The 26,919-nt window shown below is 35.6% G+C and carries 33 protein-coding genes and 1 riboswitch; of the genes, 9 read left to right on the plus strand and 24 right to left on the minus strand.

All coding sequences use genetic code 11. The features are described 5' to 3' along the window. Positions 1-36: 36 nt before the first annotated feature. From rpsA to RV15_RS15965, 5 genes are all read right to left on the minus strand, one after another. A complete protein-coding gene (gene rpsA, locus RV15_RS15945; RefSeq protein ID WP_071879003.1) occupies positions 37-1,248 on the minus strand; it encodes a 30S ribosomal protein S1 in 1,212 nt (403 codons plus the stop codon). A gap of 211 nt (positions 1,249-1,459) precedes the next feature. Continuing rightward, positions 1,460-2,128 (minus strand): (d)CMP kinase, encoded by a 669-nt coding sequence (gene cmk, locus RV15_RS15950; protein ID WP_071879004.1) that lies wholly within the window; start codon positions 2,126-2,128, stop codon positions 1,460-1,462. Positions 2,129-2,253: 125 nt separating this feature from the next. Further along, positions 2,254-2,781: an SAG1386/EF1546 family surface-associated protein gene (locus tag RV15_RS15955; protein ID WP_071879005.1), complete on the minus strand. Its 528-nt coding sequence runs from the start codon at positions 2,779-2,781 to the stop codon at positions 2,254-2,256. A gap of 79 nt (positions 2,782-2,860) precedes the next feature. After that, positions 2,861-4,303 (minus strand): RecQ family ATP-dependent DNA helicase, encoded by a 1,443-nt coding sequence (locus RV15_RS15960; protein WP_083429222.1) that lies wholly within the window; start codon positions 4,301-4,303, stop codon positions 2,861-2,863. After that, entirely contained in the window at positions 4,300-5,331 is a 1,032-nt protein-coding gene (locus RV15_RS15965; RefSeq protein ID WP_071879006.1) for a YpbB family protein, read from the minus strand. Before RV15_RS15965 ends, RV15_RS15960 begins: the two co-directional genes overlap by 4 nt. A 39-nt stretch (positions 5,332-5,370) precedes the next feature. On the opposite strand from RV15_RS15965, the gene RV15_RS15970 reads away from it, so the two are divergent. After that, on the plus strand, positions 5,371-5,583 hold the full coding sequence (locus RV15_RS15970; RefSeq protein WP_071879007.1) for a ferredoxin: 213 nt from the start codon (positions 5,371-5,373) through the stop codon (positions 5,581-5,583). 80 nt (positions 5,584-5,663) lie between these two features. Here RV15_RS15970 and RV15_RS15975 read toward each other — a convergent pair whose 3' ends face one another. The 10 genes from RV15_RS15975 to RV15_RS16020 all read right to left on the minus strand — a co-directional run bounded on the left by RV15_RS15975 (position 5,664) and on the right by RV15_RS16020 (position 14,446). Beyond that, on the minus strand, positions 5,664-6,386 hold the full coding sequence (locus tag RV15_RS15975) for an alpha/beta hydrolase (RefSeq protein ID WP_071879008.1): 723 nt from the start codon (positions 6,384-6,386) through the stop codon (positions 5,664-5,666). Positions 6,387-6,524: 138 nt separating this feature from the next. Further along, complete coding sequence (locus tag RV15_RS15980) at positions 6,525-7,133, minus strand: ECF transporter S component (RefSeq protein ID WP_071879009.1); 609 nt, start codon at positions 7,131-7,133, stop codon at positions 6,525-6,527. Between the two features lie 515 nt (positions 7,134-7,648). Continuing rightward, positions 7,649-7,773: riboswitch (FMN riboswitch) on the minus strand. Between the two features lie 157 nt (positions 7,774-7,930). Then, the gene (locus tag RV15_RS15985; protein WP_010761429.1) at positions 7,931-8,647 is read right to left on the minus strand and encodes a pseudouridine synthase; all 717 of its coding nucleotides are present in this window, start codon (positions 8,645-8,647) and stop codon (positions 7,931-7,933) included. Further along, the gene (gene scpB, locus RV15_RS15990) at positions 8,648-9,265 is read right to left on the minus strand and encodes an SMC-Scp complex subunit ScpB (protein WP_071879010.1); all 618 of its coding nucleotides are present in this window, start codon (positions 9,263-9,265) and stop codon (positions 8,648-8,650) included. Continuing rightward, positions 9,262-10,041, minus strand: coding sequence for a segregation/condensation protein A (locus tag RV15_RS15995; protein WP_071879055.1), 780 nt, complete (start codon positions 10,039-10,041; stop codon positions 9,262-9,264). Before RV15_RS15995 ends, scpB begins: the two co-directional genes overlap by 4 nt. A gap of 44 nt (positions 10,042-10,085) precedes the next feature. Continuing rightward, positions 10,086-10,448: a GNAT family N-acetyltransferase gene (locus tag RV15_RS16000; protein ID WP_071879011.1), complete on the minus strand. Its 363-nt coding sequence runs from the start codon at positions 10,446-10,448 to the stop codon at positions 10,086-10,088. A 32-nt stretch (positions 10,449-10,480) separates the two neighbouring features. Then, the gene (gene xerD, locus RV15_RS16005; RefSeq protein WP_071879012.1) at positions 10,481-11,371 is read right to left on the minus strand and encodes a site-specific tyrosine recombinase XerD; all 891 of its coding nucleotides are present in this window, start codon (positions 11,369-11,371) and stop codon (positions 10,481-10,483) included. A gap of 163 nt (positions 11,372-11,534) precedes the next feature. Then, positions 11,535-12,467: an alpha/beta hydrolase gene (locus RV15_RS16010; protein ID WP_071879013.1), complete on the minus strand. Its 933-nt coding sequence runs from the start codon at positions 12,465-12,467 to the stop codon at positions 11,535-11,537. Positions 12,468-12,593: 126 nt separating this feature from the next. After that, on the minus strand, positions 12,594-13,223 hold the full coding sequence (locus RV15_RS16015) for an NUDIX hydrolase N-terminal domain-containing protein (RefSeq protein ID WP_071879014.1): 630 nt from the start codon (positions 13,221-13,223) through the stop codon (positions 12,594-12,596). 131 nt (positions 13,224-13,354) lie between these two features. Continuing rightward, positions 13,355-14,446: a DUF871 domain-containing protein gene (locus RV15_RS16020; protein ID WP_071879015.1), complete on the minus strand. Its 1,092-nt coding sequence runs from the start codon at positions 14,444-14,446 to the stop codon at positions 13,355-13,357. 177 nt (positions 14,447-14,623) lie between these two features. Between RV15_RS16020 and RV15_RS16025 the strand changes: the two genes are divergently transcribed. The 3 genes from RV15_RS16025 (at position 14,624) to RV15_RS16035 (ending at position 16,315) form a co-directional block, all read left to right on the plus strand. Continuing rightward, a complete protein-coding gene (locus RV15_RS16025) occupies positions 14,624-15,379 on the plus strand; it encodes a peptidylprolyl isomerase (RefSeq protein ID WP_071879016.1) in 756 nt (251 codons plus the stop codon). 106 nt (positions 15,380-15,485) lie between these two features. Then, the gene (locus RV15_RS16030) at positions 15,486-16,010 is read left to right on the plus strand and encodes a P-loop NTPase family protein (RefSeq protein WP_071879017.1); all 525 of its coding nucleotides are present in this window, start codon (positions 15,486-15,488) and stop codon (positions 16,008-16,010) included. 89 nt (positions 16,011-16,099) lie between these two features. Beyond that, positions 16,100-16,315, plus strand: coding sequence for a hypothetical protein (locus tag RV15_RS16035; protein ID WP_025869005.1), 216 nt, complete (start codon positions 16,100-16,102; stop codon positions 16,313-16,315). 80 nt (positions 16,316-16,395) lie between these two features. Here the strand turns inward: RV15_RS16035 and RV15_RS16040 are convergent, their stop codons facing one another. Both RV15_RS16040 and RV15_RS16045 read right to left on the minus strand, forming a co-directional pair. Next, complete coding sequence (locus RV15_RS16040) at positions 16,396-16,770, minus strand: YxeA family protein (RefSeq protein ID WP_071879018.1); 375 nt, start codon at positions 16,768-16,770, stop codon at positions 16,396-16,398. Between the two features lie 207 nt (positions 16,771-16,977). Then, on the minus strand, positions 16,978-17,508 hold the full coding sequence (locus RV15_RS16045; protein ID WP_071879019.1) for a TetR/AcrR family transcriptional regulator: 531 nt from the start codon (positions 17,506-17,508) through the stop codon (positions 16,978-16,980). Positions 17,509-17,810: 302 nt separating this feature from the next. On the opposite strand from RV15_RS16045, the gene RV15_RS16050 reads away from it, so the two are divergent. Next, positions 17,811-19,139, plus strand: a complete 1,329-nt coding sequence (locus RV15_RS16050) for a DUF1576 domain-containing protein (protein ID WP_071879020.1) — start codon at positions 17,811-17,813, stop codon at positions 19,137-19,139. Continuing rightward, positions 19,117-19,455 (plus strand): hypothetical protein, encoded by a 339-nt coding sequence (locus RV15_RS16055; RefSeq protein ID WP_071879021.1) that lies wholly within the window; start codon positions 19,117-19,119, stop codon positions 19,453-19,455. The genes RV15_RS16050 and RV15_RS16055 overlap by 23 nt, the downstream gene beginning before the upstream one ends. A 57-nt stretch (positions 19,456-19,512) precedes the next feature. Here the strand turns inward: RV15_RS16055 and RV15_RS16060 are convergent, their stop codons facing one another. The 4 genes from RV15_RS16060 to RV15_RS16075 all read right to left on the minus strand — a co-directional run bounded on the left by RV15_RS16060 (position 19,513) and on the right by RV15_RS16075 (position 21,809). Beyond that, positions 19,513-20,058, minus strand: coding sequence for a TIGR01440 family protein (locus RV15_RS16060; RefSeq protein WP_071879022.1), 546 nt, complete (start codon positions 20,056-20,058; stop codon positions 19,513-19,515). Between the two features lie 109 nt (positions 20,059-20,167). Beyond that, positions 20,168-20,413 (minus strand): KH domain-containing protein, encoded by a 246-nt coding sequence (locus RV15_RS16065; RefSeq protein WP_010761444.1) that lies wholly within the window; start codon positions 20,411-20,413, stop codon positions 20,168-20,170. Between the two features lie 11 nt (positions 20,414-20,424). After that, positions 20,425-20,700 (minus strand): 30S ribosomal protein S16, encoded by a 276-nt coding sequence (gene rpsP, locus RV15_RS16070; protein ID WP_010761445.1) that lies wholly within the window; start codon positions 20,698-20,700, stop codon positions 20,425-20,427. Positions 20,701-21,215: 515 nt separating this feature from the next. After that, a complete protein-coding gene (locus RV15_RS16075; RefSeq protein WP_083429223.1) occupies positions 21,216-21,809 on the minus strand; it encodes a DNA-3-methyladenine glycosylase I in 594 nt (197 codons plus the stop codon). Between the two features lie 139 nt (positions 21,810-21,948). Here RV15_RS16075 and RV15_RS16080 point away from each other — a divergent pair, with 139 nt between their 5' ends. The 3 genes from RV15_RS16080 to RV15_RS16090 are packed head-to-tail and all read left to right on the plus strand — an operon-like array spanning position 21,949 to position 24,397. Further along, positions 21,949-22,329 carry a GntR family transcriptional regulator gene (locus RV15_RS16080; RefSeq protein WP_071879024.1) on the plus strand — a complete coding sequence of 127 codons (381 nt, stop codon included), beginning with the start codon at positions 21,949-21,951 and terminating at the stop codon, positions 22,327-22,329. 2 nt (positions 22,330-22,331) lie between these two features. Further along, a complete protein-coding gene (locus tag RV15_RS16085) occupies positions 22,332-23,231 on the plus strand; it encodes an ATP-binding cassette domain-containing protein (RefSeq protein WP_071879025.1) in 900 nt (299 codons plus the stop codon). After that, the gene (locus RV15_RS16090; RefSeq protein WP_071879026.1) at positions 23,228-24,397 is read left to right on the plus strand and encodes an ABC transporter permease; all 1,170 of its coding nucleotides are present in this window, start codon (positions 23,228-23,230) and stop codon (positions 24,395-24,397) included. Before RV15_RS16085 ends, RV15_RS16090 begins: the two co-directional genes overlap by 4 nt. Positions 24,398-24,460: 63 nt before the next feature. On the opposite strand, the gene ffh is transcribed toward RV15_RS16090, so the two are convergent. Genes ffh through RV15_RS16105 form a run of 3 tightly spaced genes read right to left on the minus strand, consistent with a single transcriptional unit; the run spans position 24,461 to position 26,917 of the window. Next, positions 24,461-25,879: a signal recognition particle protein gene (gene ffh, locus RV15_RS16095; protein ID WP_071879027.1), complete on the minus strand. Its 1,419-nt coding sequence runs from the start codon at positions 25,877-25,879 to the stop codon at positions 24,461-24,463. A gap of 4 nt (positions 25,880-25,883) precedes the next feature. Then, entirely contained in the window at positions 25,884-26,222 is a 339-nt protein-coding gene (locus tag RV15_RS16100; protein WP_071879028.1) for a putative DNA-binding protein, read from the minus strand. A gap of 50 nt (positions 26,223-26,272) precedes the next feature. Next, positions 26,273-26,917 carry an NUDIX hydrolase gene (locus RV15_RS16105; RefSeq protein WP_071879029.1) on the minus strand — a complete coding sequence of 215 codons (645 nt, stop codon included), beginning with the start codon at positions 26,915-26,917 and terminating at the stop codon, positions 26,273-26,275. Positions 26,918-26,919: the final 2 nt, after the last annotated feature.

Below are 26,919 nucleotides of genomic sequence, written 5' to 3' on the forward strand. Positions count from 1 at the left end.
CTTTACCAACATTAGTTGACAAAGAGCCATTAAAAATTATTCTGAATCAGTATCTTGTGCTTTTAGAGCATCACCTAAGATATCACCCATTGTGAAGCCAGTATTTTCTTCTGGTAACTCATATTCTTGAACATCTTTGGGTTCTTCTTGAGATTCTGGTTTTGCTTCTAAAGCTTTAATACTTAATGCAATACGGTGTTCATCAGGATTAACTTCCAATACTTTCACTTGAATTGCATCACCTTCTTGTAGGACTTCATGAGGTGTTGCAATATGTTTGTGTGAAATTTGAGAAATGTGAACTAACCCTTCAACACCTGGGAATACTTCAACAAATGCTCCAAAACTAGTTAAACGTTTGACTGTTCCATCAAGAACAGATCCAACGGCTGCTTTGTTTTCGATATCCTCCCATGGTCCAGCTAAAGTTTCTTTGATTGATAGAGAAACACGTTCTTCGTCAGGATTGATTGAAAGAATTTTGACTTTTACGTCATCCCCTACTGTCAACACGTCACTTGGTTTCCCAACATGTTGATGTGCAATTTCAGAAACGTGGACTAATCCATCAATACCACCTAGATCAATAAATGCTCCAAAATCAGTTAGACGAGCGACTTTTCCTTCTACGATATCGCCATCATGAAGAGTTGCTAAGATATCTTTTTTCTTCGAGTTTTTCTCTGCAGCTACAACAGCTTTATGAGATAAAATCAAACGGTTTTCTGAAGGTTCAATCTCAATAATCTTAAATGTTAATGTTTGTCCTTTGTATTCTGAAAAATCAGCAACAAAATGGTCTTCTACCATTGATGCCGGAACAAATCCACGCACACCAACATCAACAACTAAACCGCCTTTTACAACATTTGTAACGGGGGCTTCGATGATTTTACCAGCTTGGAAATCTGCTTCGATTTCTTCCCAAACTTTTTTAGCATCCAAACGACGTTTAGAAAGTAAATAACTGCCATTTTCTTTATCTTTACCAATTGATGTAATGACAACTAAATCTAAGATGTCACCAACTTTTACTAATTCGTTGATATCTTCTACTTGTGTAGTTGATAATTCTTTTGCTGGTACAACCCCTTCAATGCCTGCACCTTCAATACCAACAACAACTTGTTTGTCCTCAATTGCAAGTACTTCACCTTTAACGATGTCGCCAACACTTACTTCTTGGACACTATTCATTGCATCTTCCATTGTTTCGTTGCTGATTTCCACTTTTTTGTCTTCTGTCATGAAATTATCCTCCTATGCCACCAAAAAATTCGTAAAAAACTGACCTACTCCTTTAATAGTACGGGATTTTGGTCAAAAAATAAAGCGATTTCTCTCATTTTCTTTTTTTTCTTTGAAATAAGAAGTTATTTTCTTGCTTTAAGACAAAGAAAGTATCACTTTCACTCAGTCATACTTTCTTTGCAGCTATTTTATTACAACATATAAACCTTTAACTTTTTGCTGCGATGACTTCTTCGATCGCTAGTACAACCTCTTCTATGTTCATTCCAGTTGTATCGATTTTCACAGCATCTGCTGCTTGTTTTAAAGGCGATACTTCTCTAGTTGAATCGAGATAATCCCGATGTTCGATTTCTTTTTTCAAGGTGTCAAAGTCAGTCGTAATTCCTTTTTCTTGATTTTCCTTAAAGCGTCGTTCAGCGCGTTCTTCTACACTGGCAACTAGAAAAATCTTAACCTGTGCATCAGGCAATACTGCTGTGCCAATATCTCGACCATCCATAACGACTCCGCCTAAACGTCCGATTTCTTGCTGTATTTCCACCATTTTATTTCGAACAGCCGCATGTTTTGCAACAATAGAAACTGCATTTGTCACATTTGGTTGTCTAATCGCTTCCGTCACTTCGATTCCATCAATAAAAACGAGCTGCTCTTTTTCCGCTTGCTTGAACGAAATCGTATGTTCAAGACATAGTGTTGCTAATTCTTGTTCATTTTCAAAATCGACGTTTTGTTGGATTGCCAGATAGGTTAGTGCGCGATACATCGCCCCTGTATCACAATAAATGTAATGCATTTTTTTTGCTAAAATCTTAGCTACTGTACTTTTACCAGAAGATGCTGGCCCATCGATGGCAATACTGATCTTTTTCATAACGAACTCCTTTGTTTATCACATAGTAAAAGAGTCTGGTACAAAACATCGAGTGTTTTGCTTCAGACCCTTAAAAGGAAAGACTGAGCGAAAAATTGGTACCGTCTCACTCTTTACTTAATTTGCTATTTAATACGCAATGATTGTCCGGGTTGTAACATTGAATCCATGCTTAACCCATTCAATTGTAATAATTCTTCTGTTGTGATACCATTTCTTGCTGCAACTTGATTTGGTCCTTCTCCATTCAGAACTTCTGTGTAAGCTTCAGCTACTTCACTTGTTGGCGTTGTTTCTTGTATTACACTGCTTTGTCCCTCAGCTACAGATTCTGACGACGCTGATGTTGATGCTTGTGATGATGGTTGCGTTGAACTGTTTTTTGTTGATGATTGTACCACGACAGATGATGATGGCTTACTTGTTTCTTTGTTGTCGTTAGGTTTGTCTCTCATCACATAAAGATACGTTCCCACGGGTAAGGTGATGATCAATAGTAATAAGATAACTAAAATTGTCAGAAAAACCGTATTGCCTTTTTTTTGTTGACGTTTTTCTGAACGGGAACCTCCACTGTTCTTATCCGTATCATAAATTGATTGCTCCCAAGGTTCACGAGCTCCTGATGGCTTTTTCTTATCTTTTTTACTCACGTATCGTTCCTCCTAAAATTCTCTCGTTTGCTATTATACCACAGCTTTTTGTCAACTGCAGTCTAAAAAAAGATTATTTTCATTCTTTAAATAATCTTATCAAAATGTCCTCCCATTGTTCGGAGATTTCGTTTTCTTCTGGTGATTGTACTATTTGCTCTTTGTAATTGTCAAAGGATAAGCCGCATCGATCACAACAATTTTCTTGTTTAGTTTGATCTATTTTTTCTGAAAAATACTGCTGAATGAATGTACGACGGCACTTTTCTTCGTTAATATAGTTTAACATAACGCTTAACTGCTGCTGACGTTCTTTCTCTTTTCTTAATAATCTCTGTTCCAACTCTTCGATTGTGTATTCTTTTTCTAAGTATCCTTGTAGCCATTTTTGTTGAATTTCATTTAATTCAGGTAATAAATTTTCGTGTTTTTGCAAATTGTTGACATTCAGCTCATTTAAAAGTTCTCGATCCAAACGACTTTCTGATTGAAAGTAGTAATGGATGGATTCATCCCCTTTTTGATAAAGCAAAATCGCTAAACTTGCTTGCCCATCGCGCCCTGCACGACCAATTTCTTGAACATAGTTTTCTAGACTATCAGGGCAATCATAGTGAAGCACAAAACGTACATCTGGTTTATCGATCCCCATACCAAAAGCATTTGTTGCGCATAAAACATCTAATTGATTCGAGACAAATTGCTGTTGTAAAAGACTGCGTTCATTTGCTGTTAAACCGCCATGGTAAAATGCCGATTTTACATTTGTCGTATCTTTGATTAATCGATGGATCTTCTCAGCTGTTTTTCTTGTTGCGCAATAAATGATGCCTTTATTGCGTAGTTGTGTCAGATAAGAAATCAACCTATCATCTTTTTCCGCGATTTGTTCCACAATCAAACCAATATTCGGCCGATCGACTGAGAAAATCACTTCAGAAATTTCCTTACGCTGCGTAAATACTTGCTGAAGTATCTCTTTTTTTACGGCGGGCGTCGCGGTTGCTGTCAATGCCAGAGTCAATGGATAACCGCATTCTTCTTGTATTCCAGCCAACTTGGTATATTCTGGTCTAAAATCGACGCCCCATTGGGACACACAATGAGCTTCATCTATTACAAACAAAGCAATTTTCAAGCTGGCGATTTTATGTCTGACCTCTTTTTGTGTCAAGGTTTCTGGACTAATTAAAACAAACTTATACTCGCTTAAATGAGCTAATACATATTGCTTTTCTAAAAAAGACAGGCTACTATTTAATGCGATTACTCGTGTCTCACCCTTTTTTTGTAGTTGAGTCACTTGGTCTTCCATTAATGATAATAATGGGGAAACAATCAGCACAGTTCCTTCGATCATTTGACCAACAAATTGATAACATAAAGATTTTCCCGTTCCTGTAGGCAAAACCGCTAGTGTGTCTTGCTTTTTTAACAGATGCTCGATGACAGCTTTTTGACCTGGCTTAAATGTGTGAAAACCAAAATTTTCAAATAGTCGTTGCTCTAAATCCATCTTCATCGGTTCGCTTCTCTTTCTTCTCTCAGTTTTTGGATTTGATATAAACGAAACTCAAAATAATCTAGTGCAGGATTGAGTTGTTTTAACGATCGATAGGACCAGTCTTGATAAGGAGGTGAACATTCTAATAAAAAATCAGAGGTCTTTGTTGTTATAAAAGAGTCAAAAGGAAAGTCACCTGTTAACGCTAGTTCCATCAGATGATCTTTGATCGTGCTGACTTTTATTTTTCTCTGTTCAGCTAGCTTTTCTACTGAATCTAGCCGCTCTAGATACGCTTTTGTTTCGTTCATACTTTTATTTTCATTTTGCTTAATCATTTGTAGGATTAATGCTTTTAAAAAACTACCATCTGGCATCTGTTCGATTGTAGACAATAAATGATGTAGTTTTTCTTTTGAAAACATAAATCGGTCAAACGGATTCCCCTGATCATCAGCTAATTGAAACGCTGTTTTGCCGATTTGTTGATAACCAGAGAATTGCTTTACAAAATAATTTGCTTCTTCATCAGATAAACAAGAAAAAATTTGAGTCCATTCTTGCTTGACCGTTTTAATCAATTCGACTTTTGGCATTGATTTTATATACATTTTTACTTGTTTTTGGTACAATGGCGATTGCTCAAGAGGGATATAGTTTTTATTTGTATAGGATAAATGAGAGACGACTTGTACCGTAAATTGTAGCAATCGCCAAATCATTTCGTCTGTCTTACCAAAATGATAATTGTTGATCCAAGAAAAATTGGTTAGATACCGATGCGTGTCTAGCTGCCCTTTGGTTGTGATTTGAACTTCGCCATCGACCGTTTGTCGCAATAATTTTTGCTTAATCAGGTCAGCGATTATATTATTGAATTGCACTTCTGATAACGCTGGAAAAAGCTGAAAAAAATGTAAATTTTCATATAAAAAACCATATAGTAACACTGAACTAGTCCGTTTGCCTTTTAAAAGATGATACAATGTTGAGGTTCGTGCCTTGTATCCGTGCTGAAATAACGCTAAAATAAAGAAAGGTTCCATATTTCCACCTCTTTCAATGATAGAATAGGATGTGCTCATATGTTATGTAAAATAATTCCTGAAAAATGTATTGCTTGTGGTCTGTGCCAAGTATATGCACCAGAAATTTTCGATTATAATGATGATGGAATCGTCATTTTAAAAAATGATAACGAAGCTTATCAGGAGTTTGTTCCTGAAAGTGAAAGAAACAATGCCTTAACAGCGTACCGCAAATGTCCTGTTCGTGCAATAGAGATTACAGAAAAATAATGAAAATCAGCTTGTTTCTTAACTCAATAGTAAAAGGAGAAAATACTTATCGAAAGACTTTATTTTCTCCTTTTATTGTTTTATTTGATCGTTTTTAGCCATTCAATCAACAGATTGGCGACTTCTTGTTGTTGCTCGTCGTTATTAATCTGAGCTGGCTTGTCGCCTTTTTGTTCACCGTAACTGCCGAATCCAGCATGGTTTCCACCTTTGATTTCTTCAAAAATAGTTTGTTCAGGTAAGTCTTTTTTTGCCTGATCATAGGATTGCCAATTCAAAACACCATCAACAGAACCTGTCACTGACAGTACTTGTCCTTTAAACTTTGTAAGACTGCCTTTTTCGTCAGGATAACTTGCTAGGAAAAATACACCTTTTAATGCATTATTGTCTTGCTCAGCAGCAAAGCGACTAGCCATAACACCACCTAGTGAATGTCCGCCAATCACGTAACTGGTTAGATGATTAGAGCGAATAACTTCTTCTGCTTTATTTTGGCCTAAAACAGCTAGATTCAACGGTTCTTTTACTAGGTAGACTGAAAATCCGGCCTCTGCTACCTTTTCAGCCCAAATGCTATAACTGGCACTTTCAACCAAAGCTCCCTGATAAAAAATCAGAGCGGGTTTCTCTTTATCCCCTTTGAAAAATAGTGTACCATTTTCATTGCTTGCTTTTTGAGATGCTTCTACAGCCATTGTCGTAGGTGTATAGGTAATGGTTTTTATGTAGAATAATCCCACCAAAATCACTAATACAAATACTCCTAAAAACCAAAGTAGTCGTTTTTGCCATTTTTTCATTTTATTTCTCCTTTCGTTTTTGATTCATTTATTTTATCAGAAATTTTTCTATAACTAGAATTTTTTGTTTTGACAATAAAAAAACATAGCGCAAAACAAATCGTTCTACTCTATGTTTATTCAGTTTATATGCATGTTCTATTTCGTTATTGTCTTTTTATTACTCAGCTGATATTGTTTTCTGGAAAGCCAAGGTAAAAGCTTTGCATGCAGGACTAAGAAAACAGCACTCACAATTGCACCTTTGATCAGGTTAAAAGGAACAATGCCAATCGTAACATATTTTGCTAACGACATTCCTAAGAATTGACCTGCTGATACGCCAAACAGTTTTAAATAAAGAGGTGTGATCACAAAATAATTTGCGACACCCATGAAAACAGTTAAAGCGATTATTCCTGTAGCGATACCTAAAATTTTATTTGAAAGCTTGTCGCTTCCTCGTCTGAAAAAATAATACATTGGTAATGTGAAGACAATCGTTGCAAAAAAGCTAGCGGTGTCCCCTACTAAATTTTGTGGTGATGCTCCAGTTGTAAATAGATGCAGTGCAGATCTTATAAAAGCCGTACTGATTCCAGCTAATGGCCCAAATAAGAACATACTGATCATAACGGGAATGTCGCTAAAATCAATTTTCAAAAAACTTAACGACGGTATGATCGGAAACGCTACAAACTGTAATACCACACCGATTGCTGCTAACATTGCTACACTTACCATTTTTTGTACCTTGTTGTTTCGCATATGAAATCCTCCTGTTTAAGGACCCATCTTCAAACGAACTTCTCTAAATTGACTTTTCAGTGATTGCTCTTGATTTGCTGTGAGATGTTGCTTGGTCGAACGATATGATTTGTATCGCTATAGATTGCAAAGCTATTCCCAATTTTATTGGTAAGTGCTTAACAGTTATTGAACGTACGACAACTCACCCATATTTAGTTTTAGTTAAGTATGGTGTGTCAATACGAAGGAAACTTCTCTCACGTTGTACGCCTTGTACTGTTCAACATCTGCTCTGTCCTTTGGTCAATCGCGGTCCTTCAATTCTTAGAGCTTTAGCTCTTAGAGATTGATGAGATCGAAACGAAGTGCAGTGTTTCAGTATGAAGGTGACTTCTCTCGCTTTGCTCGCCAAGTACTGTTCAACATCTGCTCTGTCCTTTGGTCAATCGCAGTGTTTCACAGCAAAAACTCTATTTTCCAGCAGGGAAAATAGAGTAGAGTTATCTTATCTGAAAAATGCCAATTCAAATAAGCCCTATCTTCTTTATCCAGACTTTACTGTCGGTATTGGAATTTCACCAATTCAGCCACTTCAAATGAAGTAGGTCGTGGACTATAACCACCGGTCGGGAATTGCACCCTGCCCCTGAAGACGAACCTTTATTAAATTTTTGTACAACTCAAGTATACAACCTTTTTAGAAAAAAGCAATATTTATGTTCAGAACGTCACATGTAAATGATCTGTACTCGCTGTTTTTATTGCAAAAAAGAGTACGTTAAAACGAACCTATCGTCTTAACGCACTCTAAAAAATTATTTTGATTGATTCATTAAAACACTGATTTCTTTTTTATTTAGATTACGGTATTCACCTGGACGTAATCCTTTTAACGTTAGATCGCCATATTTTTCTCTCTTTAATTTTTGAACTGGGTAACCCACAGCCTGTAGCATTTTTTTCACTTGATGGTTACGCCCTTCATGAATTGTCAATTCCACTATGCTTGTGTTTGTTTTAAGGTCAACGGATATGATCTCAAAAGCCGCTGGCGCAGTTTTATACCCTTCGATTTTCATGCCCTTAGTCAGCGGAAGTAAATCATGTTTCTTAGCTAATCCTTTAACTTTTGCTACATACACTTTATCGATTTCGTGACTTGGATGCGTCAATTTTTGAGAAAATTCACCATCATTCGTTAGTAATAACAATCCTGAAGTATCATAATCCAATCTACCAACAGGATAAATCCGTTCTTTAATGTGAGAGAAAAAGTCCGTAACAACTTTCCTACCCTTATCATCAGAGACAGCCGAAATAACCCCTTTAGGTTTATAGAATAAATAATAACCATACTCTTCCTTATAAATCGGTACATCGTCTACTTCAACCTTGTCGTTTTTTCCGACTTGAGTTCCTAATTCACGAATGATTTTCCCGTTTACTTTTACACGTCCATTGACAATATACTCTTCTGCTTTTCTACGTGATGCAATTCCTGCATGCGCAATTACTTTTTGAAGTCTTTCCATTTAGTTTTCTTCCTCCGCTTCCTTTGTATCCGTTGTTGGTTCTTCTTTATTTAATTCTTTGTAACGGTCGAAAAAGAGGTCTAAAGGTAACTCTTCTGCGATTTCTTCTTCCATTTGATGGATGTCCGGCAACTCTTCTAAAGATTTCAAGCCAAAATAATCCATAAAATAAGGTGTTGTTCCATATAAAATAGCTCTGCCGGGACCATCTACTCGCCCCTTTTCTTCAATCAATTGACGAGCAACTAATTTTTGCATGGAGCCAGCTGACTGTACTCCCCTGATTTCATCTACTTCTACTCTTGAAATTGGTTGCTTATAGGCAACAATCGACAAGGTCTCAAGAGCTGCTTGAGATAGAGAATTAGAAATCGGTGATTGCGCATATTTTTTCAACAATGGTGCAAATACCTTTTTAGTAGATAGGACAAAATGATTGCCAACTTCTAAAATATTTAATGCTGCTTGTTTATCTGATGCATAGCGTTCTTTTAAAGCGGTCAAGGCTTCATATGTTTTGGCAGTGGATAATTCTAGTAAATAAGATAACTCTTCTAAACCGATTCCTTCTTCACCAACAACAAATAAAATCGCTTCGATTTGACTGATTGTGGTCACGCTGTTTCCTCCGTACTTGATTCAATTTCTTCAGACGTATTGTATAATAAAATAGTACCGTAATTGTCCTCTTGCTCTACGTGAATAACTCCTTTTTTCATCAATTCCAACAAAGCCATAAAAGTAGTAACAACCTCTTGCTTAGAATATGAAGTGAAAAATGATTCAAAATTTATTGGTGTATCACGAGCAATTTGTCGCATTTTTTGTGAAATTACTGTAATTTTTTCTTCAATCGATACATCATCACCCGCAACTGTTGTCTCAACTGGTTGTCGGCTTTTTTTCTTTTCCAACATTGCATGAAACGCTAAGAATAAGTCAATCGTATTTAATTGATTCGGCGTAAGTAAAGGATTGTCGTCCTTATACTCATCAATATCCATTGGTTCTTTTGTATAATACAGACTTCTTTCCGATTCTTTTTCATGTAAAAGGCCCGCTGCATATTTGAATTTACGATACTCTAATAACTGGGCAACCAAAGCATCCCGTGGGTCTTCGCCATCAAAGATTTCATCGTCTTCTGTCATTTCCAACTCTTGTTTGGGCAAAAGCATCTTACTTTTAATGGCCATCAAGGTTGCTGCCATTACGATATATTCTCCAGCAATCTCTAGCTCCAACGTTTTCATCGTATGGATATAGTTCATATACTGTTCCGTCACTGCAGCAATCGGGATATCGTAAATATCTATCTCCAATTTTTGGATTAAATGCAAAAGAAGATCCAGCGGTCCTTCGAATACATCTAATTTTACATTAATTTCCTGCAAGTTCATCCAACTTTCTTTTTCAGCTCTTTAGTTTACCATAAAATTCATGACTTGTGTTCTTTCCACTTAGATAAATAAGCAGATGTGGCTAAGGTCCCGTAAATTTTCATTTCTGGGTACAGTTCTACCACTTCATTTAATAAATCAAAGCCCACCTTTTCACCTCTAAAAGAAGGATTGATCGATATATCATGTATAATCATTGCTTCAGACGTTTCTACTTCAATTCCCACAATCCCCTGAATATTTTGTTCGCCCGCAGGTATCCAAAAAAGCAAATGCAAATCAGCTTCTGTTTCATACATATCTATTTCTTTCAACTGTGACTGATATTCAGTCAGTTTTTGATGGAAGCTTAATAATCCCATTGCAATTTTTCGTTGCTCTTTTCGATAATACGTTAACATGATCTCACCTTCTTTCTTCCAATTTTTACAAGTTAGGCTCTTGGAAAGTGCTGTTTATACACGTCAGCCATTCGCTGTTTGGTAATATGCGTGTAGATTTGAGTTGTAGATATATCAGCATGGCCCAAAAGCTCCTGAACAATTCTCAAATCAGCACCATTTTCCAATAGGTGTGTGGCAAAGCTATGCCGTAACGTATGCGGTGTAATATTCTTATTGATTCCAGCCGCTTGAACGATTTGTTTCAAATTTTTCCAAACCCCTTGACGAGACAAAGGTTTGCCGTGGTGATTGACAAATAAATGCGTTTCATTTTGATTTTTTTTAATTAAAAAAGGGCGTGCTTCCTCCAAGTACTTTTCGATCCACTGAATGGCATAATCACCTAAAGGAATGATACGTTCTTTATCGCCCTTGCCGATTGTTTGAAGTAACCCCATTGCTAAATGCAGGTCACCAATTTTCAAGTCTACCAATTCAGTCACTCGCAAACCAGTTGCGTACATGACTTCTAAAATCGTTCGGTTTCTTACCCCTAAAGGTTTTGTGGTATCAGGTGTTTCGATCAATAAAGTAACTTCTTCAACTGAAAGTGTACTTGGAAGCTTTTGAGCTTTTTTTGGTGAATCAATATGCTGCATCGGATCGTGATCCGTGATTTGTTCTTGTCGTAAAAATTGATGAAAACCTCTTAAACTGGAAATCATACGGATGATTGTTGCCGACGAGTTATTCTCATTATGTAGTATCTGCAGGTATTCCATAATAATATAGCGATCAATCAGTTGCCAAGAGTCGATTTTTTGCTCTATAAGAAAAGCTATATATTTATATAAGTCCCGTTCATAGCTTTTTCTTGTATTAAGAGAAAGCCCGCGTTCTATTTGTAAGTAATGCAGATAGTCAATCACTTGTTCTTCCATCTATTTTACCTCATTTCTTTTTATTATCATATCAAAGAATTCTAACAAATGTATAGTAAAATCAGTGAGAATATTTTTTAAATAAAATTTTCTTTCTAAAACAATTAAACTTCTCTGCTTGAAAAAATCGCCACCAGCTGTTTAAACTGTGTGACGATAATGGTTAATCTACATATTGTGTTAAAAAGCTCTCAACTTTCGCTTTATACGCTTTTGGATCAACGGTATAGGCTTTTGCATGAGCAGCACCTTTTACAACCAATTTTTCTTTTGGTACATCTGTAGCATTATAGACTTCATCCAACATTTCAAATGGCACAAACTTATCTGCATCACCATGGATAAATAGCATTGGAACTTTATTTTTTTTCAGTTGCGCAACTGAGCTTGCTTCCCCGAAGAAATAACCAGCACGAATTTTAGTGATCAAACTTGTAACAGGAACTAATGGAAATGAGGGAAGATTAAACATATCTTTTAATTGATAAGCTAATTCCTCATTTACGCTAGAATAGCCACAATCTTCAACGATTGCTTTGACATTTTTCGGCAACTTCTCGCCACTTGTCATCATCACTGTGGCACCACCCATACTAATACCGTACAAAGTAATTTGTGCATCATTACCGTTTTCAGTTAGCACTTGATCGATCCACTGAAGGTAGTCTTTTCGCTCTGGCCAACCAAAACCAATATAATCTCCTTCACTTTCTCCATGTCCTCTAGCATCCGGCACTAAAACATTATAGCCCCAATCATGGTACATTTTAGCAAAACTGGCCATTGTTTCAGCACTACCCATATAGCCATGAGCCATAATAACATTTTTATCTGTTTTTTTATCAGCTGGTAAATAGATTGCTTTTAGCTTTAAATCGTCTTTGGATGTCATTGTCCAATAGGTTCGATTATTTTTGTCTTTAAACCATTTTTCCTGTGGTGTTTTCGCTTCAACATCTGTTCCAGGAGTACCACCTGCTAGAAAATCTTTTTCTGATGGAACAACTGCGTAATTGTAGAAATACATCCCAGCTCCCGTCAACACAATTACAACCAATACGACTATAGCTATCAAAATTTTTACGATTCGATTCATCCCACTGCTCCCTATTTAATAGTATTATTTGATCAAATGGGCTTAGTCTAACTCAAACACCATAAATAATACTAACTTTTTTCAAATTCTTAAATAGTATAATGTTTTATTGGGATTTTCGCAATATTAATCACAAATTATGGTCTTTTTCTCGTTTTGATAATCAGCAAAAATCATTTCAAAATTGTCAATGATATTTCGATGTTTAGAAAGAGAAAGCAAATAAATTTCTTGTAGTGAAAAGTACCCCACATCATTGGTCTCGACACCTGTGGCTAATAGTTCATTTTGAGGTTCACATCGAATGAAAAACTTATAAGTATACGTCAGTGCTGGCGGAAAGTCATGTTTTGATTTATCCAATACAGCAATGAGCCTCTTCGCCTTAACCGTTAAACCCGCTTCTTCTAAGGTCTCCTTTTCAGCAATCTCGCTTGGTGAATAACCAATATCAGCCCAGCCGCCTGGCAAAGACCAAGCGTTATCACTTTTTTCTTTTACTAATAATAATTTTCCTTCTTGATTGAAGACAACTGCTCGAATATCTACTTTTGGCGTAGCGTACCCTTCATCTTGATCAACAAGAATTGCTAAATCCTGATTTGATAGATTAAGATACAATATACTCATTAGTTCTTTGGTTACTTGAGATAGTTCTTCGTAGCGTTCTTGATCAAAAATATCTTTTCCATACTTTTTACCTGTTTGTGCAATACCTTGAAGCTTTGCTACTAGCAGACTTAATTCTTTTTCCATCGATACACCTCGTTTTCTTCTATTTTAGCGATAGAGTAATTATTTAAAATAGTTTAGGAAAAATCTTAAGAAAGAAAAAAGAGATTAAGTAAAAGGATTAGCTCCTTTCACTCAATCTCAAACTTACTTTATTATTTATTTTCAATCAATTTAAAACTAGACCAAGGTTTTAAGAAGTCTAATAAGAATAACTCATCTTCAGAGATACGACCCACAACATTCACTCGTCCGTCATTTTTCATTTCCTTTAACGCGATTTGGGTTTCGCCTTTATATTGACCATAATCAACATTATCAATCAATACGTCTCCTTTTGTCATATCATTTGTATTATGAGCTGGAAATGCACGATCTTTAAAATGAATCCTTGTCATAGTAGAACGTAAAATATATTCTGAACGATCACCACGATAAGAATGAAGACTTGTGAACAAGACTTCTCTTTCGTCGGCTGTAATGTCTTGTGCAACATCGACTTTTACAGATGGGTATTCCGCATTAAATGCCTCTGCCATTGCCTTAAGTTCTGCTTCTGATGCATAAGCATTTCCAACTAAGATATCATCGATTAAACCTGTCAATACTAAATGTTTCACTTGAGTAGCGATTTCTAGATCACGATGGTCTTCTAATGAACATAATCCATCTTGTGTTGGCCAAGGACCAAAAGTTGCATCATGAGAGTTCACAAAAGCCATAGTATTCAAGTTATATTTCCTGAATTTTTCAGAACAAAAAACAAAATGATCGTAGCCTAAACCAGAATAACGATGCGGATAAAAATTGTGCGAACCTAATAAATTATCCGTATTCGGTGAATAGCTCATAATATTATCAACATAGCTTGTTCCTGTACTCATGTTAATTTCGATTTTAATGCCAAAAGGATTACGTGTCATTTTTGCTTCTTCGGCGCCAGTAAAGCCAACATCCAAACGTACGCCGTAAGCGCCCATCTCGTCAAAAAATGATAAGTCATCATAAGAGATTTCTAATTGTTCAAATAAGGCAGGATTGATATCAACCATGACTTCCATTCCAAGACTATTGGCATAATCAACAACTTTTTTAAACTCTGCTAATACCTTTTCTTTGTCTTCTGTAATTTGAAGTAAACTTGTAAAGACACGTTTAAAACCATATTTATGTGCTAAGTCTAGATAAGCTTTGTCCTTTTCAAAAGTTGAACGTTCTGGATAAATAGAAATACCTAATTTTCCCATTATTACTGCCTCCTAAGATTTGTATTGATTATAATGTATCCATTTTCATTATAGCAGAATAAGAAAAAGTGGTCTACACCTTTTATGAATCTTAAAAATTTCCCATTTTGGCTGGCAGTTCGATAGATGATTTGTTATTATGAGATGTAACTATTTTTGAAAGGAAGACTTAACTTTATGAAAACAAAAAAATTCATTGCTGCAACAGCTCTTTTAGCAACATTAGTATTATTTGCAGCTTGTGGACCTAACAAGGAAAAAGCAGCAGATTCTTCTGCTACCTCTTCAACTGAAACAAAATCATCTGAATCGGTTGATTTGAATTCCCTAGAATTACCACAACTATCAGATACTGTTAACGAAGATGAAGATTTAGTTGAGATGGTCACGACTGAAGGAACTATTGAAATCAAACTATTTCCTAAACAAGCACCGAAAACCGTTGAAAACTTTATGACACATGCCAAAGATGGTTATTATGACAATGTTCTTTTCCATCGTGTTATCGAGAATTTTATGATTCAAGGTGGCGATCCTAAGGGGGATGGAACTGGTGGAGAGAGCATTTGGAATGGTTCGTTTGATGATGAAATCTCAAATCAACTTTATAATATCCGTGGTGCATTATCAATGGCCAATGCTGGTAAAGATGAAAAAGGAAATGGTACGAATGGCAGTCAATTCTTTATTGTACAAAATACTGATGACATGTCCGATGGCTTACTAAAAGATGATTATCCAGAAAAAATCATTGATGCTTACAAAAAAGGTGGTACACCCCACTTAGATGGTAAACACACTGTTTTTGGTCAAGTAACAAAAGGGATGGACGTTGTAGATAAAATCGCTTCAGCTGAAACTGCTGATCAAGACAAACCTAAAAAAGACATCCGAATCGAAAAAATCAATATTTTACAAGAAGCAAAAAAATAGAGTAATAAGTAGCTAGAACAAAAGCATTTATTCGGATATAGAGCCCTGGACAAAACTGACGTTTAGTTTTATTCAGGGCTTTTTCTTTAAAGTATGGAGGAAAGCTATGAAAAAAATCTTGATCGCTGGACCTGTTGGCAGTGGTAAAACAAGCTTTGCCAAACAACTATCGACAGAAAAAAAGATTACCTACTATGAATTGGATAATCTTATTTGGAATCGTCAGCCAACTGGAGATAAACCTTACTCAGAATTAGAGTCTACCAAACAGCTGCAGACTATTTTGGCGAAAGAAAGTTGGATCATCGAAGGGACGGCAACGAAAGAGTGGATCAAACCGGCGATAGATGATGCAGATATTGTTTTATTATTGCTACCACCTTATTTCACTCGAGTTTACCGAATCTTCAGTCGCTTCATCAAACAAATAACGAATAAAGAAGTAGCTCATTATAAGCCTACACTTAATTTATTGAGAATGATGTTTGTTTGGAATCACCATTTTGAAACAAAAAATATTTTTGAATTAAAAAAATTGGCCGACCTATCGGATAAAAAATTGACCATTTTAAGAGACTCTGATGCCTATTCTTGCTATAAACGTGAGATTCTTAAAACAAATGAATTGTGAAATTTTTTCTTTCCATATCTTCATATATCACTGAAATGCTATCCATTCTGATGATAACGTGGTACTGTTAACAAAAGAGGTGAAAGCTAGTGACGTTTAATCCACAAATTGAAACGCTCATTCTTGAGGCTTCCAATCGGAAATCCCCTCACTTTGTAGCAAACGTAATCAATTTCCAGCAATTTGACCAAGAAGACGTAAAAGACACTGCACAAAAATTAATTGATGATGGACGAATTCAAGCTACAATCCATTTTCATTATAATGATTTATGTACAATTGACTTTATACCTCAGGCTATTTGAACAAATTGATTGCAAAAAAAAGACTGCCCATTTATATTCCGACAAAACAAGTTCGGATTGTAAGTGGGCAGTCTTTTCGTTTATTTATTCAATTGTTGTAGTGCCTTTTTAGGAATAGTCTCTTCAGTAACTTCCTCATAGGTTTCTACGTGTGCACCTTTATTGTAAATTTTCAAATAGCGATCCGTTGTTAGTTCATGATCTGCAGTAAAGGTCAGCTCTTTACTATTGCCATTCTTGTCAACTGTTTGTTGTGTGTAAGTTGTAATCCCATATTTATTGATACTATCAGCTCTTTTGGTTTTGACATAAACTTCTCCATTTGTGACTAAAGGGTTTAATTGATCGATGGTGCCTGAAAGCTCATCTGATTTATTTTGCGTGTATAGTTTAGCTCCAAAAAGAGCAGCACCAGAAAGTATAGCTAGTACAACGATTGCTTTGATTATTTTCAAGTTATTTCCTCCAAAATTCATTTAATAAACTTATTTTAGCAACAAAATAACTAAAACAAATCAGTCAAATATACGAACTCTTCTTAATACTTTTGGCATAGAAAATTATCGGTCGCTGTATATAGAATGTAGTTATATCAATGATTTCCGTCCTACATTGTATCTGCTAAACACCTCATGCTCTGCTCTTAACACTAACATATCTTCTCACTCAACAGCCTCAAATGCTGAAATCAATTGCTCTTTTGATAACGTTAATATGCCTGAAATACTAAGTGAGGCCATTCCAGTTGCTACAATCCATAACTTCATATGAAGCTTCTCCAACAGTTCTTTGGATGTTGCAGCATACTTCTCATCTGCTTGAATGAGTCTCTGAAATGAATCAAACGATAATTTTTGTAATTCCTGTCCATAAGAATGATGGTCGACAAATAAAAATAGATATAAATTGGTATTTGTTTGTGCAAAGTCAATATAGTTCAATCCAAAATTTGCTAAGTTATTTGAGGTTTGCTTTTTAGAAAAGAATTCAGTGTCTAAAAACTCATGTATGTTTTCCAATAACGTCAACTTCAACTCTTCCATGTTTTTAAATTCAAGATAAATAGGTTGCGTCGAGATTCCCATATGCTCTGCTACGTTTCGCGCTGTGATCGCTGAAAAACCTTTTTCTGTTAATAATTCTTGTGCAGACGCTAAAATGTGCTGTTTTTTATATACTTTTTTTCTTACCAAAATAAACCCTCCTTTTTATTTAAAACCTAAACGAGCTTTGCTATCCTTTCGGAGAAATTGAGCATACGTTATGTCACGAAACCAATGTTCATTTTTCCAGAGATCAGCTGGTAAAGCTAAACAATGATTTTTAATTTTGTATTTATTCTTTCATTTTACACTCTTTTAGTAGTTCGTTTTCTCAATAATTATGTGTATCTGTAAAAAACATGATAATTTGTCAAACTTCATCGGAATTTTATTGACCAATGCTTGTTTCACGGGCTATAGTTATATTATTGATAGAAAACGGGGGTATTTTTATGGCTAAAAATAACAGCCAAAGACTTTTATTACATACTGACAAAAAACAGTTGGAAATAATGGATACGAATAAAAATTATTTTTTACTGATAGGATATTGTTTTATTTTAATTATTATTGGGCTTCTTAGTGAACCTATCTCAACTTTATTAGCTGGTATGGTTCGAATTTTAACTTCGCCTAGTAATTTATTGACTGATTATATTGAACTTGGCACATTTGGCAGTGCATTTTTAAATAGCGGTCTACTTACACTCATCAGTGTTCTGCTGGCAAAAAAAGAAAAAATTCCGATCAACGGCCCTATGATCGCCGCTTTATTTACTGTATCTGGCTGTTCTTTTTTTGGGAAAAACTTGTATAATTCAATTCCAATTATTATTGGTGGACTATGCTATGCAAGAATTGTGAAAAAACCATTTTCACAATTTATCGTCGTTAGCCTGTTTGGTAGTGCTCTCTCCCCTATTATCAGCTATCTCACCTTTGGTCTTTCTTTGCCCTTAGTTCTTTCGTTTCCTTTAGGCTGTTTCGTTGGTATTTTCATTGGCATGATTTTACCACCTTTGGCCTCACATGTTCTGACTTTTCATCAGGGCTTCTCATTGTATAATGTTGGCTTCACTTCTGGCCTTATTGCAATGATGTTTACAGGGATTTTAAGAATGTTTGGTTGGAAAATCGAAGGTAAGAACTTAGTTTCAGTTGATTATCATTCAAAACTGCTTATTTTTCTATTATTTTTGTTTTTATTACTGTTTTTCGTTGGTTTTTTGGTCAATCATTTTTCACTGAAAGGCTTAAAAGAAATCAGCAAAACTTCTGGGAAATTAATCACTGACTTTATTTCTATCGCAGGTGTTGGAGCCACTATGATGAATATGGCGCTGATGGGGTTGTTACTTGTTGGTTATACGCAGATTAGTCACTCGACACTCAACGGACCGATCGTAGGTGCCATTTTATCTGCAGTTGGCTTCAGTGCTTTCGGTAATCATCTTTTAAATAGCTTACCATTATTGGTGAGTGTCTTTTTAACGGCCCAGTTGTCTTCTGTTTTCGAAGTAGATCAAACGACTGTCGTACTTGCAGGAATCTTTGGTACAGGTCTAGCCCCGATTGCTGGATATTATGGTATTACTTTTGGTTTGCTTGCAGGATTTTTACATATGTCGCTGGTCACAAATGTTAGCTATCTCCACGGTGGACTGAATCTTTATAATAATGGGTTTTCTACTGGTTTTGTGGCGGCTGTCATGGTACCATTACTTGATAATATTTTACAGATTAGAAAGGTGAAACAACATGCAAGAAAGAGAAAAGGCTAAACGAATTGTAGACGAATTATTGACTTACTTTTTTTCGAATGATATAACCAAGATTCAGATTGGACTGGATTTTACTTCTGAAGGTTTTCGTATCAAAATTAAAGGTAAAACTGAAGAAGAACCAGAGAATGTCCTACATTTATTAGAGTTATTAAATACACCCAGAGATCTAAGTATTGAGTGTTATTATGATGAATTACTCGGTATTACCCATCATGAAGAAGAAGATTATCACCTGCTAGGTTTAATGATTGACGAAGCAGAAATTAGTTTTGATTCACCTGATTTTGAAATTAACGTATTTAGAAAAAAATAACCATTGAATAAAAAAAGACGAGATAACCTGTGAATGGATCGGCTATCTCGTCTTTTTTCATTCGTAAACCGCACGAGTGCCGCCAATTAATTTAGGCCGTGTGCGTAAATAAGTAGTATGAGCTCCACCTATTTCTTTGATTGAAGTGCGGACTGGCACTTGGACATGTTGGATATGCATACCGATCGAGGTGTCTCCAATATCTATGCCACCTTGCGCCGTGACTTTTTCTATAACGACAGGATTTTGGAATAGTTTAAACGCGGCAACTGCCGCAGCTCCTCCTGCGTGAAGAGCAGGTACAACCGAAACGATCTCAAACTGATGGCGTTTGGTGATTTCCTTTTCAACAACGAGCGAACGATTGATATGCTCGCAACCTTGCACTGCGAAATGAATCCCTTTTTCATCTAAAATATCTTTGATTATTGAAACAATCATTTTGCCGATCTCCAAATTAGAGTTTTTACCAATCATGCCTCCAGCAACTTCACTGCTGCTACAACCAAGTACAAAAATGTCACCTGTTTCTAATTCTGTTTGTGCAAAATATTCCTCAAGACCTTGTAATAGTTGTTCTTGATAGCTTTTTAAGTCACTCACTTACTTTTCCTCCATTCTGTCCTCTATTTTAATCTATAGTAGCTGATATTTAACAATTCGTCAAAATGGATAAAAAAACACCCAAAAAATTTGGGTGTTTTACTTTGTGCTATTTACCATCGACGATATTCAAACGAACTTTTTTCGGCCCATCCACACGTACACTGTATACAATCGTACGAATTGCTTTTGCAACACGTCCTTGTTTGCCAATGATACGACCAATATCTTCAGGTGATACAGTCAAATTATACTCTAGAAAAACATCAGATTCTTCTATTTCTAATTTAACTAGCTCAGGTTGACTGACTAATGGGCGAACGATAGTTAAGACTAACTCTTTCACATCTGTCATCATCGGTCACCTTATTTCTTTTCAAGTTTAGCTTCGTGGTGTTTTTTCATAACGCCTTCTTTTGAAAGGATGTTACGAACAGTATCTGAAGGTTGAGCACCTTTAGACAACCAGTCTAAAACTAAATCTTCTTTTAAAACTACTTCTGCAGGATCTTTTAAAGGATTGTAAGTTCCAACAGTTTCGATGAAACGTCCATCACGAGGAGAACGAGAATCTGCGACTACAATACGGTAAAAAGGACTCTTTTTAGAACCCATGCGTTTTAAACGAATTTTTACTGACATTTTATATATTACACCTCCATTAACTTAATCACAAATGTTAGTTTACCAGATTTAAAGCAAGCTGTAAAGAGTTTTTTCTTTACACCCTAAAAAAAGCATTAAACCGCTGAATTTTGGCACTTTAAGCTAAATATGCTATACTTATTTTACCTTGGCAGGGGCAATCAACAGTTGCTTAACAAAAATAAGCTATGAACAATATTGAAGTTTTTTTTCTCTAGTTCATAGCTTATTTTTTATCCGTTCTTATTTGATAGCTCATAGACATAATAATCAAATAACGTCTGCTCCTCAAAACCTATGGAGCGATAGAGATGAAATGCTACTTCATTCGTTGATTCAACTTCTAACTAACTGTTGTTGCTTGTTCTTTTTTAGCCGCTATTTTTTTATTAGGGGAATCGATTAATTCATTTAAATCGCACTGTCTACCTCATCGGTTTTATCTATGTTAATATCGAATAATTGGTTTGTAATACAGCCGTTAGCGTAATTTTTAAACTCCCCTCTTTTGATCACTTTGTACCATCCTCGTCTAAAATATGGGTGCTATTTTCATATCTAAAGCAACTCGTCACATGATCATTGATGACCCCAACCGCTTCCAAAAAAGCATAGATAATCGTGCTGCCAACAAACTTAAAGCCTCTTTTCTTTAAATCTCCCGTGATTCTATCAGATAAATCATTCGTTGTTGGAATATCTATTTGGTCATGATAAGAATTTTTTAAAACACTATGATTATTGAACGCCCATAAATAGTTGGAAAAAGTCTCAAATTCATTTTGGATTTCAATAACTTTTTGAGCATTATGGATTGTTGCTTCGATTTTTCTGCGATTACGGATGATTCCTGGGTTATCCAACAATTCCTCAACCTTTTTTTCATCGTAAGCAGCAACTTTTTTTATGTCAAAATAATCAAAAGCTTCATCAAAATGACCTTCTTTATTTAAAATAGTTTGCCAGCTTAGTCCAGCTTGGTGAATATCTAAGATTAGTTTTCTAAATAAACGCTGGTCGTTATGTATTGGAACGCCCCAAACTGTATCATGATAGTGTTTCATTTCGTCGTTAGCTTCTGCCCAAGAACATCTTTGTTTCACCATTTCCCCTCCAACCATTCAGCCTCAATTTTTTATGCTACTTCTTTATTTTAACAAAATTTCTGAAATAATGTTTACAACCTCAACTGTACTATGTATACTAGTACACAACAAACACACTTTTTTTAGAAAGGAGACATTTATGGTTTCTATTGATAAAACAAGTAGTAAACCTTATTATGAGCAACTCATGCTAGGTATCAAAGAAGACATTTTAAGTGGAATACTTCAGTCTGGTGACCGCCTACCTTCTGTCAGAGAAATGGCCCGCCAACTCATGATGAATCCTAATACAGTCAGCAAAGCTTATAAATTATTAGAAACACAAGAAGTGATCGTTACTGTCAAAGGTAAAGGAACTTACGTGAAAAAAATCGATACCGAGCTCCGCGATGACTATCAGATTCAAAAAATAAAAAAGAAATTTAATGAGTTGATTATTGAAGCAAATTATTTAAACGTTTCTAAACATGAACTAAGTCAATGGTTGGATGAAAGTGATCAGCACTTGAAGGGGGAGTAAATATGAAAATAGAGAATTTAGAAAAAAGAATTGATCAAAAAGTTATTTTGAAAGAGCTCAACTTGACATTCAATAAAGGAGAAATCACTGGCTTGATTGGTCGAAACGGTTCTGGTAAAACCACTTTTTTTAGATCCGTTGCAGGACATTATGAATTGGATCACGGGAAGATTCTTATTGACCAGGAAGACATTCAAGAAAATAAATTACTCAAGCAAAAAATTTTTTATATTGATGAACAATACAATTTTCTTTCAGGCTATACATTGAACAAATTGCTGCTATTTTACCAAAATGCCTATGCTGGTTTTAATAAAGAAAAATATTTAACTTTAACTAAAAAAAATAATCTGAATCCTCGTTTTAAGTATCGTTCGATGTCTAAAGGGATGCAAGGACTTTATAAGATGATTTTAGCTATCTGTTCTAATGCAGATTACTTGTTACTAGACGAGCCTTTGGATGGATTAGATATTATTGTTAAAAAGAAGGTTTTAGGCATTCTTTTAGATGATGTCAGTGAAAATAGTCGTTCAATCATTATCTCTTCTCATAATTTAAATGAGCTGGAAAGTATTATTGATCGTGCGCTAATTTTGAAAAGAAACCACATCCAACTTGATTATCACTTAGAAGTTCTAAGAGAACATGCTCGCAAAATACAAATGGTCTTTAAAACAAAGAAAGTGCCTCAACTTGTTAAAGAAAATAGCCGCCTGCTTCACTTTCAAGGACGGGTCGTTACAGCGATCTTTGAAAACTATACCCACGAATTAAAAACGTTGATTCAAGCAGAACAACCGATTTTATTCGAAGAACTGCCTTTAACCTTAGAAGACGTCTTTGAAGCGAACCTTGCCAATGAAGAAACCGACTACTCTTTACAAGGAGAAACGTTATGAATAAACAATTAATGACTATTTTGAAAAAACGTTATGGACTGGTTCTAATGATTACAAGTCTTTCAATTATTTTGTTTTATACCTATATGGGTGTCAGTGATCTTAATCATTGGAAGGATACGAACACTTATTATAACTCCGAGCAATACTTAGATGATTTGAGAGGCATGTCAGAAGATGATAATCCAAGATATACTGGACTATCGCTTAAAGAGCGCCAAGAGTTAGATAAAAAAGAAGGATTGAATTTATTTTATCAAGTAGATTCGTATGATGAACAGGGAAAACTAGAGACTACTTCTCCAAACGATGATTCTTACTTTACAATGTACTTCAATGAAAATCCGCTTCTTTTGCTAGCGATTGTTGTAGCTGCAGGATTTTTTGTATTTTTTGTTGATTTAAGAACATCCTTCAATGAATTTCTTTTTTCACTAGGTGTCTCCAAACGTAGAATCTATTTCTCAAAGTTTGCCTTGATCTCACTACCGCTATTAGGCAGCATACTTCTAGCTAAGATTTTGTTTGTTAGTATTATTACAACAGGAATTCCAGCTGAGTATGTCAATATAAGTATGATGGATTTGTTAGCGAATGTTTTAGCTAGTTGGACGACATACATTCTTTACTTCTTTATCGCGGCATTTATCGGTTTGGTAACAGGCAATCTGATTTTAGGTCCTCTTACTGCTCTTGGCTTCTGTTTATCATTAGAATTTTTCATTACAGCTGTCATCAATGCATGGTATTATTTTACCAAGACAACAACGGATCTCTATGTAACGAATAAATTCTTTGTATATACTGTAGAAAAGGCCCCTATATCGATATTGCCAGTTATTGTGGCTATTGTCTTGCCATTGTTGGTACTCGCTGTTGGTTCATATCTGTTTCCTACGCTTACTTTGGAGAAAAAAGGAAACTATTTGCTGTTTGACACGCTTAAAATCCCAGTTGTTATTGCTATGGTCATTTATGTTCCTATTGTTCTTGTATTTAACCACGGATACTATAGCTATGAAAATGGCGCTTCCCCAATTCCTGGTTTGTTGATTTACGGAATAATTACTGCTTTAATCGGAAGCTACCTTGTTTTTAGGAAAGAAATCCACGGATCAATCAATCGGAGAAGACAGGTGAAAAATAGCAGTAACGTTAAATCATAGCGTTACAGTCACATTCATAAAAAAGTTGAGCAAAGTCATTAGACTTTGCTCAACTTTTTTGTATTATTTTTTCTTCTTTTTCTTCTTCTTGTTTTTCTTCACCATACGATTCATGGCCATTTTTCCTAATTTACCTTTGATACCGCCACCAAGCATTTGATCCATACCAGGGATATCCATATTCCCTTTAGACATTTGCTGCATCATTTTTTTAGATTCTTTAAATTGTTTGATCATCCGATTGACTTCAACAACATTATTACCAGAACCAGCAGCAATTCGACGACGGCGACTTGGATTCAAAAGATCCGGATTTTCTCTTTCAGCTGGCGTCATTGAAAGAACCATCGCTTTTTTACGAGCCACATCTTTTGGATCGACTTTGACATTTTCTAAACCAGGCATATTATTCATACCAGGAATCATCTTCAAGAGATCTTCGATTGGTCCCATGCCCATTACTTGATCGAGTTGTTCAATAAAATCATTAAAGTCAAAGCTGTTTTCTTTCATTTTTACTGCAAGTTCTTCAGCTTTTTTCTCATCATAATCTTGTTGGGCTTTTTCAATCAATGTCAGCATATCGCCCATGCCTAAGATTCGGCTAGACATACGATCTGGATGGAAAATTTCTAAATCTGTTAGTTTTTCACCAGAACCGATAAATTTGATTGGTGCACCCGTCACAGAGCGAATAGAAAGTGCCGCACCGCCTCGAGTATCCCCATCAAGTTTTGTGATTACAACCCCTGTAATCCCTAATTGTTGATTAAAACTATCTGCAACGTTGACCGCATCTTGCCCTGTCATTGCATCAACAACAAGTAAAATATCATCTGGTTGTGCTACTTCTTTAATTTGTTTTAATTCATCCATCAATGCCTCATCGACATGCAGACGCCCTGCCGTATCAATCAAAACATAATCATTTTTCTTTTCTTTAGCTAGTGCCATTCCTTGACGAACTATTTCAACTGGACTAACATCAGTACCCATATCAAAAACAGGTACATCTAATTGTTGTCCTAACACCTTTAACTGATCGATCGCCGCTGGACGGTATACATCGGCTGCAATCATCAGTGGACGGGCATTTTCAGTTTTAATCAAATGGTTCGCTAATTTACCACCAAAGGTCGTTTTACCAGCCCCTTGCAAACCAACCATCATGATCACGGTCGGAATCCGTTCAGACTTGTTCAACCCAACAGTTTCGGTACCCAATGTCGCTGTTAATTCTTCATCGACGATTTTAACGATTTGTTGCGCTGGTGAGAGGCTCTCTAGCACTTCCACCCCTATTGCACGTTCACGTACACGTTTAGTAAAATCTTTGACTACTTGTAAATTTACATCGGCTTCTAATAAAGCCAAACGTATCTCTCTCATCATTTCTTTTACGTCAGCTTCAGATACTTTTCCTTTACGACGTAATTTGCTCATTGCCTGTTGCAGGCGATCTGTTAAACTTTCAAAAGCCATAATCTCATTCCTCTACTTCTTGTATTTGTTCTATATAACGGGCAATCGTTGTATCTTTCGGATAGGTTTCGTTTACGTAGCTTTTTAATGTCTCTAGTAATTCTCCGCGTACGATATAGTCGGAAAATAAATGAAGTTTTTTTTCATACTCTTCCAAAATTTTTTCTGTCCGTTTAATATTATCATAAACCGCTTGGCGACTGATATCATATTCTTCAGCAATCTCACCTAAAGAGAAATCATCCGCATAATACATCTCCATATAATTCATTTGTTTTTCTGTCAACAAAGTGGAGTAAAATTCAAATAATGCGTTCATTCGATTGGTTTTTTCAATTTCCATAGTTGTTGCTCCTATCTTCAATCCCTTTTAGGTTACCGATTTCAGAGTGATTAGTCAATAGTTCTTATTTGATTTTCAAGGATTTTTTCAAAAGATTCGATCAATCGATCATAATAACTTTGCGCATTTACGCAAAAATCTTTTTTAGAGAAGTGTTCTGTTATGATTTTTTGCTGTTTATTTTCCTGAGTATAGCCTGTCAAAGTAGCTTCAGCGCTTGGATCAGTGAACAATTTCTTTAAAAGCGTTAAAGAGATCGGAAATAAACTTGCTACTTCCTCTTCCTGAAGTTTAAATTCTCCTAATAAAATTTCTCGTTCTACCAAATAAACATTCGTAAATTCATTATCAATAAAATTCTCCAAATGGATTTCTACAGGGAAAATACCTAAAAAATGAGCCTGATCACTCGAAATATCCATTCCTAATTCTTCTTGTACTTCTCTAAAACCATCAATCACAGTTTCTTGCGCTAATAAGTGTCCAGCAGCTGTAATGTCCAATTGATTGGGAAAATCTTTCTTTACGGATGAACGTTTTTGAAAATAGATAATCAGCTCATTTTCTTTCATTGTATAAAACCAACAATGAAAGGTTTCGTGCCAAAGGCCTTGGGCATGAGTCTCTTGCCGTGTTGCCGTGCCGATTAGCTGATAATTTCTGTCAAAAATTTTTAGTACTTCACTTTCTGACATCC

Origin of the sequence: Enterococcus silesiacus (assembly GCF_001886225.1) — a bacterium.
Taxonomy (GTDB): Bacteria; Bacillota; Bacilli; order Lactobacillales; family Enterococcaceae; genus Enterococcus_L; species Enterococcus_L silesiacus.